A 12,729-nucleotide genomic window follows, 5' to 3' on the forward strand; every position below is an offset into this window, starting at 1 on the left:
CTCAGACGTCGTAGGTGTCGCGGAGAGCACCGTCGACCTCGGCGGTGCTGGTGAAGTCCTCGATGATCCGGACGGGGACGCTGATGCCGGCCAGGGCCGAGGCGATCTCGCGTGAGGTGAAGACGGCGACGGCCTCGGACGCCTTGCCCTTCGCCGAGACGGTGTCGGTCGCCTCGACGGTGACGTGGGAGGTCCACCCCCAGCGCTGAAGCACCTGCTCCAGGGTGTTCTTGAGGAAGAGACTCGTGCCGAGCCCGTTGCCGCACACCGTGAGGATCTTGTGCACTGCGGCTCCGCCGCTCCGCCGGGCGCTCCTGGCTGCGGCTGGCGCCTCACCGTCGCCCTCCCCGTCGCCGGACCCGTGTCGGCCGGCGAGCACGGCGAGGAGCGCGGCCGGTGTGGCGGCGTCCTTCAGCGCCCGCGCGGTCTCGGGGTCCGCAAGCAGCTTCGCCAGTCCGGCCAGTGCCACCTGGTGGGCACGGCTGTCCTCGGCGGCGAGTCCGACGACCAGGTCCACGGGGTCGTTCGATTCATGCCCGAACTCCACGGGTTCGGCGAGGCGCACCCATGACATCCCGGTTATCAGCACCGCGGGTGACGGGCGCGCGTGCGCAAGCGCGAAGCCGGGTGCGATGACGATGTACGGACCGTTCTCCTCGACGTTCCGGATCATCTCCGCCGTGTAGTCGGCGGTGCTGATCCCCGTCCGTGTCATCAGCTCGCCGGCGAGCCGCACGGCCTCACGCCAGTCCCCGGCCTCGGCATCCAGCCGCACGGCGTCACTGGGGAGGAGTTCACTCACTGTCGCCATGAGGCGGATCGTTGCACGCTCGCCGAACTGCGGAAACGGCGGGGGGCCGACGAACGGAACGGCCCGCGGGTGGTTCTCAGGCGGCCCGCCAGCCCGTCCACCGTTCGACAGCGATCTCCACGACCGGGCCCTCCGGGGGTCTGGGTCCGTACTGCCGCATGTACCGCTGCGTGAGCAGGTCAGCGTATGCGGAGGACGCCGGGGAACCGCCGGCCGGCGGCAGCACCCGCCCGGAACCGTCGGCGCGCGCCCACCACAGCCGCTCCCAGTCCTCGTCGTAGGAGTCGACCAGGAGCGAAAGGGCGGGGTTGGAGCGGATGTTGGCGAGCCGCTTCAGCCGGTGCGAATCCTTCGGCTTGTGGTCGACGGCGAAGACGACGACGTCGCCGGTCATGGCGAAGGTGACGGGGACCAGGTGCGGACGCCCTTCCGCGTCGGCGGTGGCCAGCGTCGCGGACCGTGCCTGGGCGAAGCGCTCCCGCGCCTCGTCACCCGTCATCCTCGGCATGCGGCACGGCCTCCTCAGTCGAACTGCTCGGCGACGGCTGCGAGACGGTCGAGCACCTCGATCGACTCGCGCTCCGGACGCGTCGGCAGATACAGCAGCACGCGCTCGGCGCCCGCGTTCGCGTAGCCCCCGATCGTCGCCGGGTCGTCCGCGACCCCGTACACCGTCACCGGGACCTCCCGTCCGGCCTTCGCGCGCATCCGCTGGATCTGCGGTGCGAGCTGTTGCGGCGGGACGCGGTTGGCGAGCCACGCATCCCCCAGAGCGGCCACCCGGTCGAAGGCGCCCTCGCCACCGCCGACGTAGATGGGCGGATGGGGGCTCTGCACGGGCTTCGGCCACGACCATACGGGGTCGAAGTCCACGAACTCGCCGTGGAATTCGGCCTTTTCAGCCGTCCACAGCTCGCGCATCGCACGCAGCCGCTCGTCGGCGAGACGGCCGCGGGTCGACGGATCGGTCCCGTGGTTCTCCATCTCCTCACGGTTCCAGCCGACACCGACACCGAAGATGACCCGCCCGCCGGAGACCAGGTCCAGGGACGCCACCTCCTTCGCGGTGACGATCGGGTCCCGCTGCGCGATCAGCGCGATGCCCGTTCCGAGCAGCAGCCGGTCGGTGACCGCCGCGGCGTTGCTCAGCGCGACGAAGGGGTCGAGGGTGCGGTAGTAGATCTCCGGCAGTTCGCCGCCTCCCGGGTAGGGCGATCGGCGCTCCACGGGGATGTGGGTGTGTTCGGCGATCAGCAGCGAGTCGAACCCGCGTTCCTCGACGGCGCGGCCCAGGGCGTCGGGGGCGATTCCCTGATCGGTGATGAAGGTCGATACGCCGAATTTCACGGTGGTTGCTTCCTTCCGTTCGCGTCGTGGTGCGCGCGTGCCGGTCACTCCCCGGACGGCGGATGTACCCGAAATCGCGGCGTTCACTACAGCGCTTCGGCTGCCGTGATCTTCCCGCTGACGCGGGCGGTGCGGGTTGCGCCGTTGTGGGCACCCGTCCGCGGTGTCCGTCCGCCGGAAGGAGCCGCGGTGAGCGAGAAAGCCAGGAAGAACACGAAGGAGCCCAGGAGCAGGAAGAACGCCCGCAGCGAGGAGACCGCGAAGACCCGGAGGGGCGCAAGGAGCGGGAAGAGCGGTGGGAGCACCAGGGGCACCAAGGGTGCCGAGCCGGACGCGCTCAGGCACTACCGCGGCAAGCGGCACTTCGGCAGGACTGCCGAGCCACGCGGCGCCGAGACCGCGCCGTCCGAGGGCCGCGGCGGCTTCGTCGTGCAGATCCACGACGCGAGCACCATGCACTTCGACTTCCGGCTGGAGGTGGACGGAGTGCTGAAGTCCTGGTCCGTCCCGAAGGGCCCCTCTCCCGATCCGCGTGAGAAGCGGCTGGCGATGCCGACGGAGGATCACCCGCTGGAATACCGCGACTTCGAGGGCGTGATCGCGGCGGGAGAGTACGGGGCGGGCACCGTCATCATCTGGGACGAGGGAACCTACCGGCCGATCTCCGAGAACTTCGCGGAGGCCCTGCGGCGCGGCCATGCGACGTTCTGGCTGGAGGGCGGCAAGCTGCGCGGCGGCTACGCGCTCACGCGGTTCCGAGGTGGCGGCGGGGACGACGGGCGCGAGGCATGGCTGCTGGTGAAAGAGGCCGACGCACGGGCGGCACGTGAGGGTGGCACGCCAGATCCGCAGCGGGCGCGTTCCGCCCGTACCAGGCGCACGCTGAAGCAGGTGGCCGCGGAGGAAGGGGCGGCCTGAGCAGCGGCCTGAGCGAACGCGAACCGGGGATCGGCCGGAATTCCTCCCGTCCCGGTCTCACGTCCGGGGCTCCCGTGACGTCTTCCTGGTGTGGACCGGAAGAATCGGCCACAGCACGGAAGGGAGCGGGACGATGACAGCAGGGACGCACGCAGGTCGCACCGGCGGCACGAGAAGCGCCGGGAGCGTCAGGCACACGGTCTTCCTCTCGCCGCTGGGCGCGCTCACGCTCGTGGCCGACGGCGACGCACTGACCGGTGTCTACTTCGAGAACCATCGGCGCGGCCCGTCCCCCGACGAGCTCGGGCCGCGTGACGCGGCCGGCTTCGACGAGGCGCTGCGGCAGCTCGAGGAGTACTTCGCGGGAGAGCGGCAGAGCTTCGACCTGCCCCTGGCACCGCGTGGAGAGCCCTTCCAGCAGCGGGTGTGGGAGCTGCTGAAGAAGATCCCCTACGGCGAGACACGCTCGTACGGAGTGCTGGCCCGCGAACTGGGCGACCGGGCGCTGGCCCAGGCCGTCGGCGCCGCCAACGGCCGCAACCCGATCTCCGTGATCGTGCCCTGCCACCGCGTCGTGGGTGCCGACGGTGCCCTGACGGGTTACGCGGGCGGGCTGGAACGCAAACGGCTCCTGCTGGAGCTGGAGGGGGCGGCGTCGGTGACGCGCACGGCCCGGCTCTTCTGAGGGCCTGCTCGTCCGTCCGCCCACGGCAGCAGCCGGGGCAGGGAACCGCGTACGGGGTGTGGATGTGACCTTGAGACCTTTCGAGCAGATCGTCACCGACCACGGGCCGATGGTGCTCCGGGTGTGCCGGGCCGTCGTCGGACCGGTGGACGCGGAGGACGCCTGGTCGGAGACGTTCCTGGCCGCGCTGAAGGCATATCCGCGGCTCCCGGAGGACGCCAACGTCGAGGCCTGGCTGGTCACGATCGCTCACCGCAAGGCCATCGACGTGGCACGGGCCGGCTCGCGCCGTCCCGTCGCCGTCGCCGAGGTCCCCGAGCCCGCCGCGGATTCCGTCACCGGGGGCGGGGCTCAGGAGTGGGAGCGCGACGGGGAGTTGTGGGACGCCCTGAAGGCACTGCCTCAGCGCCAGCGCGCCGCGGTCGCGTACCACTACCTGGCCGGCCTGCCCTACCGAGAGATCGCCGGCATCACCGGCGGCAGCACCGACGCGGCACGCAGGGCCGCGGCGGACGGCATCAAATCCCTGCGCAGAAGCTTTCCACGCCGCACGGAGGAGAGAGGCGAGAAGCGATGAAGGTTCCCGCAACCGGCGCGACCGGCCCAGTGGACACAGCACCAGGTGACGGCGACCTCGGTCTGTTCGCGGCGCTGCCCGCCACTGACGCGGCGGCGCAGGAGCGACTCCACTCCCGTTTGGTGGACGGCGCACAGCGCGACGGGCTCCTGGACGTCGCCTACCGCACGCTGGAGACACCGGTGGGGTCTCTGCTGCTCGCCGCCACCGAGGAGGGCCTGGTCCGGGTGGCCTATGACGTCCAGGACCACGCCGCCGTGCTGGCGGACCTCGCCGAGCGCGTGAGTCCGCGCGTGCTGCGGGCGCCCGACCGGCTGGAGCCGGCCGTGCGGCAGATCGAGGAGTACTTCGAGGGGCGGCGCACCCGCTTCGAACTCGCCCTGGATCTGCGGCTGACGAAGGGGTTCCGACGCGAGGTGATCACGCATCTGCCCGACATCGGATACGGCCGCACCGAGAGCTATGCGCAGGTGGCGGCCGCGGCGGGCAGCCCGAGGGCGGTACGCGCCGTCGGCACCGCATGCGCGACCAATCCGCTGCCGGTCGTCGTCCCGTGTCACCGGGTGGTCCGTTCGGACGGTTCGGCGGGCGGGTACGCCGGAGGGGCCGAGGCCAAGCTGACGCTGCTGAGTCTGGAGGAGGCGGCCTGATCAACCCTGATCAGGCCGGGCTCACGCCGGGCACCCTGTCAGCACCGGCAGCGCCACCGGACCCCGGTGCCCGGTTTCCGCAGACGAGGAGCAGCATCACCATGGACGACCACCCCACCGGCGGCGCGAGCGGGCCCGGCGCCTCCGGGACCCCCGGAAGCAGGGCCGCCGTCGTCACCGGATCGGAGTCCGGCATCGGCAGGGCGACGGCCGTCGCGCTGGCCCGGGACGGCTTCGACATCGGCGTGACCTGGTTCGTGGACGAGGCGGACGCGCAGCGCACGGCCGAAGAGGTGCGCAGTCGCGGACGGCGCGCGGAGGTGCGTCACCTCGACCTGACGCGGCTGCCGGGGCCCGAGGCCGTGATCGATGAATTCGCCGACGCCTTCGGCACGTTGGACGTCCTGGTCAACGCGGCCGGGGACAACAGGTCCGCGCCGTTCACCGAGATGACGTTCGAGGACTTCCGTCATGTGATGCAGGTGGACCTGGAGGGGCCGTTCCTGCTGAGCCAGCGCGCCGCCCGCCGCATGATCGGTCAGGGAGGGGGCGGCCGCATCATCAACGTCACGTCGGTGCACGAGCACACGCCTCTGCCGTCCGCCACCGCGTACAACACCGCCAAGCACGGGCTGGGCGGGCTCACCAAGTCGATGGCGCTGGAACTGGCCGGGCACGGCATCACCGTGAACGCCGTCGCCCCGGGGCTCATCGCCACCCGCATGTCCGGCCTCGAAGGCGCCGACGTCCGCACCGTGCACCGTCCGGCGCTGCCGGTCGCGCGGCCCGGCGACCCGAGGGAGGTCGCCTCCCTCATCGCGTGGCTCGCCTCGGACGCCGCGGCTTACACGACGGGCCAGTCGTATCCCGTCGACGGCGGATTCCTCATCGCCAACCCGCAGTTCACGACCAGCAACTTCGGTGCCGACGGGAGCGCCGTCACCTCGCCGTCAGCTCCGTGAGCGCTCGTCGACGACCCGGCGGATCTTGCCGACCGAGCGCTCCAGCGTCTCCGGCTCGACGGCCTCGACCTCGACGCTCAGCCCGATCCCGTCCTTGACGGCCTGGGCGACGGAGCGTGCGGCCTCCTCGCGCTGTGCCGGAGCTGTGCCGGGCCGGGACTCGACGCGCACCGTCATGTGGTCGAGACGGCCGCGGGTGCTCAGGCGCAGCTGGAAGTGCGGCGCGAGCCCCTCGGTGCGCAGCAGGATCTCCTCGACCTGGCTGGGGAAGATGTTGACGCCCCTAAGAATGATCATGTCGTCGCAGCGCCGGGTGACCTTCTCCATGCGGCGGAAAGCGGGGCGGGCCGTGCCGGGCAGCAGCCGGGTCAGATCGCGGGTGCGGTAGCGGATCACCGGCATGGCTTCCTTGTTGAGCGAGGTGAAGACCAACTCGCCCTCGTCGCCCGCCGCTTGGAGCACGTCGGTGACGGGGTCGACGACCTCCGGGTAGAACTGGTCCTCCCAGATGTGCAGGCCGTCCTTGCTCTCCACGCACTCCTGCGCGACGCCGGGCCCGATCACCTCGGACAGCCCGTAGATGTCGACGGCGTGGATGCCCAGGCGCTCCTCGATCTCGGCGCGCATCCCCTCCGTCCACGGCTCGGCGCCGAAGATGCCCGTCCGCAGCGAGGTGCCGCGCGGATCGACGCCCTGGCGTTCGAACTCGTCCAGCAGCGTGAGCATGTAGGACGGGGTGACCATGATGATCTCGGGTTCGAAGTCCTGGATGAGCTGGACCTGCCGGGCCGTCATGCCTCCGGAGACCGGGATGACGGTGCAGCCGGCGCGCTCCGCTCCGTAGTGCGCGCCGAGCCCGCCGGTGAACAGGCCGTATCCGTAGGCGATATGGACCTTGTGCCCGGGGCGGCCGCCCGCTGCCCGGATCGAACGGGCGACCATGTCCGCCCACATCGAGATGTCGTTCTCGGTGTAACCCACCACGGTGGGGCGGCCGGTGGTGCCGCTGGAGGCGTGGATGCGGCGCACGTCCGCCATGGGCACGGCGAACATCCCGAACGGGTAGGTCTCGCGCAGGTCGGCCTTGGTGGTGAAGGGGAACCGTGCGAGGTCCTCCAGGGTGCGGCAGTCCTCGGGACGCACACCGGCCTCGTCGAACTTCCTTCTGTACAGCTCCACTTCGTTGTACGCGGTGTGCAGTGTCCTCTGGAGGGCGGACAGTTGGTACGCGCGCAGCTCGTCCGCGTCCATCCGCTCGCCGGCGTCGAGCAGGTGCTCGGGCAGTGCCTCCCCCGTCCTTCGGGGCACGCGGGCAGAAGGCGGCATCTCGCTCGTCGTCATCGGGAGTCCTCCACGCGCCCCACGGTGCGGCTCCGGCCGCGGAATTCGGCTATGACCTCGCCGTCGCGCAGGACGCTCACGTCGTAGATCCCGCTGCGGCCGTAAGTGGTGCGCTCCTCGGCGAGCGCCGTGAGCGTATCGCCTTCCCTGGCCGGCCTGACGAAGGAGATGTCGGCGCCGGAGGCGACGGTGACCGGGCCATGGCTGTTGCAGGCACAGGCGAAGGCCGTGTCGGCGAGGAGGAAGATGTAGCCGCCGTGTGCGATGCCGTGGCCGTTGACCATCGACGCGGTCACCGTCATCCGCAGCCTCGCGGCGCCGTCCGCGGCCTCGAGCAGCTCGATGCCCAGGGCCTGTGAGGCCTCGTCCGCGGCGAACATCGTGTGCGCCGCACCGTCGCTCATGGCTTGCGTCATGCGTTCCACGCTCTCGTACTCGCTCTGCCGACCGACCATTCGGTCACCATCGAGGCGCGGTCCAGTAATCCAGCAACGGCATCGCACTGTCAAGGGCCGGACCTGCACGACCGTACGCCGGCGGTGCGGCCCCGGGGATCCTGTTCGGCGGCTACCGCCCGGCTAGCCCTGGCCCTGGCTCTGGCCGTTGGCTCGTTCGGCCAGCGCCTCGGCGAGCTCCTCCAGGTCCTCCGCCGTCCACTTCGGCCGCGACATCGTCTCCGGGTAGTGGGCGGTGCCGCGTCGCAGCCAGGCACCGGCGAGCCCCGCGCGCTGCGCACCGTCGACGTCCCACGGATGCACGGCTATGAGCAGCGCCTCGCCAGGCCGTACGCCCGCCCGGCGCACCGCGTACCGGTACGCGTCGGGCGCAGGCTTCCAGCAGCGCGGGCCGCTCACGCCCAGCAGGGCGTCGAACTGGTCGCGCACACCGGCGCGTTTGAGCAGCCCGTCGGTCAGATCGGGCGAGCCGTTGGTCATGGTCACCAGCCGGAACCCCGCCCTGCGCAGAGCGTGGACACCGCCGGGAACGTCGGGGTGCGGGGGCAGTTCTGCCATGCCCTCCAGAATGTGCCGGGCGGCGTCGTCCGCCTCGTCCGGGCCACGCCCGTCCAGGGCGACGAGGAGCGTTCGGATTCCGTCCCGTGCGATGTCCGCGAAGTCCGCGTACGCGCCGGCCGCAGCCAGCGCGAAACCGTCACGCAGCACTCCCGCGAACCACGTGGGCATGAGGTCCGCGGGCGCGCCGACCTGCTCGAAGCGGTCCCGCAGCGGTGTCATGTCGCTGAGGGTCTCGTTGACGTCGAAGACGATCGCCTTGAGCTGGTAGCCGGACGGCGGTGGCGGTACGGAGTCCGCCTCGTGGGGGTCGGGTTGTTCCGGGGGCATGTTCCGCAAGATACCCGCAGGCCCGCCGGCTGAGAGGCGCCACGGGTGAATCGTGTGTGACCGGCGCGCGCCGGTCGGACCTCCCGGTGCGTCTCCGACGGAGCTGCACCTTTTCGGGACGGGCGCAATTCCTCCGGAGTTATGGGCAGTTCGCGGACGCGGACGCGCGCGGGCGCGCGGGGCGTGTCCGCGACGGCCCCAAGTCATCCGGTTTGACGAGGTTGAGGGTCATGCGGAGCTCAAGTCACGTTCCACCGGCCTCAGTTGAGCCTCGCGACCCGGCGCTACGGCCTCTCGCCCCGTTGCACCGTGGGAGCCGGGCCTCGTCAGGACGGGAGCAGCTTGTCCGGTGTGATCGGCAGGTCGCGGACGCGGATTCCCGTGGCGTTGTGCACGGCGTTGACGACGGCCGCCGGCGAGCCGACGATGCCGATCTCCCCGATGCCCTTGGAGCCCATGGGGTTGGCGTGCAGGTCGGGTTCGTCGAGCCAGATCGCGTCGATGTCCTGAACGTCCGCGCAGGTGGGGATGTGGTACTGCGCGAAGTCGTGGTTGATGACGTGGCCCGTGCCGTGGTCGAAGACGCTCTCCTCGAACAGCGCCATCGACATCCCCATGATCATGCCGCCGATCAACTGTGAGCGCGCCGTACGGGGGTTGATGATGCGTCCGGCGGCGAAGACACCCAGCATGCGCGGCACGCGGATCTCTCCGGTGCCGGAGTGCACACGGACCTCGGCGAACTGGGCGCCGAAGGAGTGCGCGGCGTAGTTCTCCAGGTCCGGGTCGGACGGGGTGGAGGCACGGGTCGAGGCGCCGGGGGCCGGAGCCTCGCCGTGCTCCTCCCTGAAGGCTCGGGCGGCGGCGACCACGGTGGTGCCCCACGTGTTGATGCCGGAGGAGGCGCCGGCGACGCTCGCCGGCGGCAGGTCGGTGTCACCGATCTCCAAGCGCACATCTTCGAAAGGGCAGTTGAGCGCGTCGGCCGCGATCTGCGTGAGCGCGGTCCAGGTGCCGGTGCCCAGGTCGACCGCGCCGATCCGCACCGCGTACCCGTCGGGTGAACCCGCGCCGTCCGCCCGGCGCTCGATCTCGGCCACCGTCCCCGGCATGACGTACACGGGGTAGGTGGAGCTCGCGACGCCGAGCCCGACCAGCCAGTCCCCTTCGCGCCGGGTGCCGGCCTCGGCACGCCTGTCCCAGCCGAAGCGGTCCGCGCCGGTACGCAGGCACTGCACGAGATGGCGTCCGGACCATGGCCTGCCGGTCTCGGGGTCCGTCTCCGGCTCGTTGCGCACGCGCAGTTCGATGGGGTCGAGGCCGCAGGCGAGGGCGAGTTCGTCCATGGCGGCTTCCGAGACGGCCATTCCCGGTGCCTCGCCGGGGGCGCGCATCCAGGACGGTACGGGGGTGTCCAGTGCCGCGAGCCGGTGACTGGTGCGGCGGTTGTCCGCCGCGTACATCATCCGCGCATGCACCCCCGTCTGCTCCGCGAACTCCTTGATCCTGGCGGTCTGTTCGACGACGTCGTGGCAGACGGCTGTCAGGCGTCCCCGGGTGTCCGCGCCGAGCCGCACGCGCTGAATGGTGGGGGTGCGGTGACCGGTGAGCGAGAACATCTGCTGCCGGGTGAGAGCCAGTTTGGCGGGACGCCCTCCGCAGAGCATCGCTGCCATCACGGCGAGCACGTTGTGGGCGTGCGGCATCCCTTTGGAGCCGAAGCCCCCGCCGACGTGCGGTGAGACGACACGGACGCGCTCCGGGGGAAGCCCGAACAGCGGCGCGAGCATCTGCCGGACCAGGTGCGCGCCCTGTGTGGAGTCGTAGACCGTCAACTGCGGTCCGGTGCCAGGGCCTTCCTCCCACACCGCCACCGAAGTGTGCGGCTCCATGGGGTTGTTGTGCTCCATCGGGGTCCGGTAGGTCACGTCGATGGACACGGGTGCCGCGGCGAGGGCGGCGTCCACATCACCGTCGTCGGAGTCGGGCGGATCGCCGGGGGTGACGGTCTCCGGCCGGTAGAGGTCCGTCCGCTCCGTGCTCAACTCCGTGTCGTGGGGCTGCTGTTCGTATTCGACACCGACCAGCTGCGCGGCTTGCCGTGCCACCTCGGGCGTCTCCGCGATGACGGCGCCGATGAACTGACCCCGGAAGGCGACCTCGCGTGACTGGAGCACCGCCAGCTCGGCGTCCCCCGTGTCGGCGAGGCGGGGCGCGTTGTCCGGGGTGAGCACGGCGAGGACTCCTTCGAGCGCCTCCGCCTGTCCGGTGTCCATCACCACGACCCGTCCACGCGCGACCGCCGCCTGAAGGGGATGTACGAACACCGGGCCCGGCAGGGTGTGTTCCCAGGCGTAGGGGGCTCTTCCGGTGACCTTGGCGGGGCCGTCCACGCGCTGCGGCGAGGTGCCGACGCTGCGCACGTCGAGTGGCTTCAGCGGCTGCGAAGCGTCGGGGGCACTCATCGCCGCTCCTGTGTGGTGAGTTCGCGCAGCAGCTCGGCGAGCGCGTTGCGCGTCATCGGAATCTTGAACGCGTTGCCCCGCAGCGGACTGGCGTGCCGCAGTTCGGCGTCGGCCGCCCGCATGAAGTTCTCTTCCGTCGGTGCCGCACCGCGCAGCGCCTCCTCGGCGTGCGTCGCCCGCCAGGGCTTGTGCGCGAGACCGCCGAACGCGATGCGCGCCTCATGCACCCGTTCCGCGTCGGCGACGACAACGGCGCCGGCGGAGACCAGCGCGAAGGCGAACGACGCCCGCTCGCGCACCTTCCGGTAGCCGCTGCGGGCACCGGCGGGCAGCGGCGGGAGTTCGACGGACGTGACGAGTTCGCCGTGCGCGAGGACCGTGTCGCGTTCGGGCCTGTCGCCGGGCAGCCGGTGGAACTCCCGCAGCGGGATGCGCCGTTCACCGTCCTCGCCGAGCACGCTCACCACGGCGTCGAGGGCGCTCATGGCGACGGCCAGGTCCGACGGATGCACCGCGAGGCAGTGTTCGGACGCGCCGAGCACGGCGTGGTGGCGGTTCCAGCCGCCGACCGCCGCACAACCCGTGCCGGGCTCGCGCTTGTTGCACGGTGTCGTCACGTCCTGGAAGTAGCCGCAGCGGGTGCGCTGCAGCAGGTTGCCCGCGGTGGTGGCCGCGTTGCGCAACTGGCCGGAGGCGCCGGCGAGGAGCGCCTGCGAGAGGACGGGATAGCTCCCGCGCACCAGCGGATGTGCCGCGAGGTCGCTGTTGCGGACCGTGGCACCGATGCGCAGGCCCCCGTCCGGCAGCTCCTCGATCCGGTCGAGCGGCAGCCGGGTCACGTCGACGAGCATGTCGGGAGTGGCGACGCCGAGCTTCATGTGGTCCACGAGATTGGTACCGCCGGCGAGGAACGCGGCGCCGGGCCTCGCCGTCACGGTGGCGACGGCGCGGCCGGTGTCGGAGGCCGCCGCGTAGTCGAAGGGGATCACTTCGCGGCCACCTCCCGGATCGCCGCGACGATGTTGACGTAGGCACCGCAGCGGCACAGGTTGCCGCTCATGCGCTCACGGATCTCGTCGTCGTCGAGTACGGCCGGGGCGCTCCCGGCGGTGGGCCCGGCGTGGCCGCCGTCCGCCACCGGAGTCACGGCGCTGGGATGCCCGGCGGCCGCTTCGGCGAGCATGCCGGCCGCCGAACAGATCTGGCCGGGGGTGCAGTAGCCGCACTGGAAGCCGTCGTGCTCGAGGAACGCCTGCTGCAGCGGGTGAAGTTCACCGTCCGCGTCGGCGAGCCCCCCGGCGGTGGTCACCTCGGCTCCGTCGTGTGCGACGGCGAAGGTCAGGCAGCTCAGAACACGTCGGCCGTCGAGCAGCACCGTGCAGGCGCCGCACTGCCCGTGGTCGCAGCCCTTCTTGGGCGAGGTGACGGACAGCCGGTCGCGAAGGGCGTCGAGGAGCGTGGTCCGCGTGTCGACGGTCAGGGACCGTCTTTCGCCGTCGACCCGGAGGGTGAGGTGAGAATCCACGCCGCCCCAGTACCACCCGACCGCACAGTGCCAAACCTGGGCATCTGCGGCACGCTGGGGGCACGTACCGGTACGCGGCAGCCGTCGGCGGACCGATGGCGCGAA

Annotated in this window: 14 protein-coding genes; 5 read left to right on the forward strand and 9 right to left on the reverse strand. The window is 71.3% G+C overall.

Annotated features, from left to right (window positions below):
* Position 1: 1 nt before the first annotated feature.
* The 3 genes from G4Z16_RS02830 to G4Z16_RS02840 all read right to left on the reverse strand — a co-directional run bounded on the left by G4Z16_RS02830 (position 2) and on the right by G4Z16_RS02840 (position 2,158).
* Positions 2-811, reverse strand: coding sequence for a PTS sugar transporter subunit IIA (locus G4Z16_RS02830; protein ID WP_197349010.1), 810 nt, complete (start codon positions 809-811; stop codon positions 2-4).
* 76 nt (positions 812-887) lie between these two features.
* The gene (locus G4Z16_RS02835; protein ID WP_197349011.1) at positions 888-1,319 is read right to left on the reverse strand and encodes a TIGR03668 family PPOX class F420-dependent oxidoreductase; all 432 of its coding nucleotides are present in this window, start codon (positions 1,317-1,319) and stop codon (positions 888-890) included.
* Positions 1,320-1,333: 14 nt separating this feature from the next.
* Positions 1,334-2,158 carry an LLM class F420-dependent oxidoreductase gene (locus G4Z16_RS02840; protein WP_197349012.1) on the reverse strand — a complete coding sequence of 275 codons (825 nt, stop codon included), beginning with the start codon at positions 2,156-2,158 and terminating at the stop codon, positions 1,334-1,336.
* Positions 2,159-2,347: 189 nt separating this feature from the next.
* On the opposite strand from G4Z16_RS02840, the gene G4Z16_RS02845 reads away from it, so the two are divergent.
* From G4Z16_RS02845 to G4Z16_RS02865, 5 genes are all read left to right on the forward strand, one after another.
* Positions 2,348-3,076 carry a DNA polymerase ligase N-terminal domain-containing protein gene (locus G4Z16_RS02845; RefSeq protein WP_197349013.1) on the forward strand — a complete coding sequence of 243 codons (729 nt, stop codon included), beginning with the start codon at positions 2,348-2,350 and terminating at the stop codon, positions 3,074-3,076.
* Between the two features lie 133 nt (positions 3,077-3,209).
* The gene (locus G4Z16_RS02850) at positions 3,210-3,761 is read left to right on the forward strand and encodes a methylated-DNA--[protein]-cysteine S-methyltransferase (RefSeq protein WP_197349014.1); all 552 of its coding nucleotides are present in this window, start codon (positions 3,210-3,212) and stop codon (positions 3,759-3,761) included.
* 64 nt (positions 3,762-3,825) lie between these two features.
* Positions 3,826-4,338 (forward strand): RNA polymerase sigma factor, encoded by a 513-nt coding sequence (locus G4Z16_RS02855; protein ID WP_197349015.1) that lies wholly within the window; start codon positions 3,826-3,828, stop codon positions 4,336-4,338.
* Complete coding sequence (locus G4Z16_RS02860) at positions 4,335-4,988, forward strand: methylated-DNA--[protein]-cysteine S-methyltransferase (protein WP_197349016.1); 654 nt, start codon at positions 4,335-4,337, stop codon at positions 4,986-4,988. Before G4Z16_RS02855 ends, G4Z16_RS02860 begins: the two co-directional genes overlap by 4 nt.
* A gap of 101 nt (positions 4,989-5,089) precedes the next feature.
* A complete protein-coding gene (locus G4Z16_RS02865) occupies positions 5,090-5,950 on the forward strand; it encodes an SDR family oxidoreductase (RefSeq protein ID WP_197349017.1) in 861 nt (286 codons plus the stop codon).
* Here G4Z16_RS02865 and paaK read toward each other — a convergent pair.
* The 6 genes from paaK to G4Z16_RS02895 form a co-directional block, all read right to left on the reverse strand.
* Complete coding sequence (gene paaK, locus G4Z16_RS02870) at positions 5,939-7,291, reverse strand: phenylacetate--CoA ligase PaaK (RefSeq protein WP_197349018.1); 1,353 nt, start codon at positions 7,289-7,291, stop codon at positions 5,939-5,941. The genes G4Z16_RS02865 and paaK overlap by 12 nt on opposite strands.
* Positions 7,288-7,707, reverse strand: a complete 420-nt coding sequence (gene paaI, locus G4Z16_RS02875) for a hydroxyphenylacetyl-CoA thioesterase PaaI (protein ID WP_197354117.1) — start codon at positions 7,705-7,707, stop codon at positions 7,288-7,290. Before paaI ends, paaK begins: the two co-directional genes overlap by 4 nt.
* A 162-nt stretch (positions 7,708-7,869) precedes the next feature.
* The gene (locus tag G4Z16_RS02880; RefSeq protein ID WP_197349019.1) at positions 7,870-8,634 is read right to left on the reverse strand and encodes a haloacid dehalogenase type II; all 765 of its coding nucleotides are present in this window, start codon (positions 8,632-8,634) and stop codon (positions 7,870-7,872) included.
* Between the two features lie 326 nt (positions 8,635-8,960).
* Entirely contained in the window at positions 8,961-11,099 is a 2,139-nt protein-coding gene (locus G4Z16_RS02885; RefSeq protein WP_197349020.1) for a xanthine dehydrogenase family protein molybdopterin-binding subunit, read from the reverse strand.
* The gene (locus G4Z16_RS02890; protein WP_197349021.1) at positions 11,096-12,088 is read right to left on the reverse strand and encodes an FAD binding domain-containing protein; all 993 of its coding nucleotides are present in this window, start codon (positions 12,086-12,088) and stop codon (positions 11,096-11,098) included. Before G4Z16_RS02890 ends, G4Z16_RS02885 begins: the two co-directional genes overlap by 4 nt.
* Entirely contained in the window at positions 12,085-12,624 is a 540-nt protein-coding gene (locus G4Z16_RS02895; protein ID WP_197349022.1) for a (2Fe-2S)-binding protein, read from the reverse strand. Before G4Z16_RS02895 ends, G4Z16_RS02890 begins: the two co-directional genes overlap by 4 nt.
* Positions 12,625-12,729: the final 105 nt, after the last annotated feature.

This window comes from Streptomyces bathyalis (genome assembly GCF_015910445.1).
Classification (GTDB): domain Bacteria; phylum Actinomycetota; class Actinomycetes; order Streptomycetales; family Streptomycetaceae; genus Streptomyces; species Streptomyces bathyalis.

Coding starts and splice junctions, on each gene's coding strand:
- G4Z16_RS02880 (WP_197349019.1), bottom strand. CDS start 8,634: ATGCCCCCGGAACAACCCGACCCCCACGAGGCGGACTCCGTACCGCCA.
- G4Z16_RS02860 (WP_197349016.1), top strand. CDS start 4,335: ATGAAGGTTCCCGCAACCGGCGCGACCGGCCCAGTGGACACAGCACCA.
- G4Z16_RS02830 (WP_197349010.1), bottom strand. CDS start 811: ATGGCGACAGTGAGTGAACTCCTCCCCAGTGACGCCGTGCGGCTGGAT.
- paaI (WP_197354117.1), bottom strand. CDS start 7,707: ATGACGCAAGCCATGAGCGACGGTGCGGCGCACACGATGTTCGCCGCG.
- G4Z16_RS02850 (WP_197349014.1), top strand. CDS start 3,210: ATGACAGCAGGGACGCACGCAGGTCGCACCGGCGGCACGAGAAGCGCC.
- G4Z16_RS02835 (WP_197349011.1), bottom strand. CDS start 1,319: ATGCCGAGGATGACGGGTGACGAGGCGCGGGAGCGCTTCGCCCAGGCA.
- paaK (WP_197349018.1), bottom strand. CDS start 7,291: ATGACGACGAGCGAGATGCCGCCTTCTGCCCGCGTGCCCCGAAGGACG.
- G4Z16_RS02885 (WP_197349020.1), bottom strand. CDS start 11,099: ATGAGTGCCCCCGACGCTTCGCAGCCGCTGAAGCCACTCGACGTGCGC.
- G4Z16_RS02865 (WP_197349017.1), top strand. CDS start 5,090: ATGGACGACCACCCCACCGGCGGCGCGAGCGGGCCCGGCGCCTCCGGG.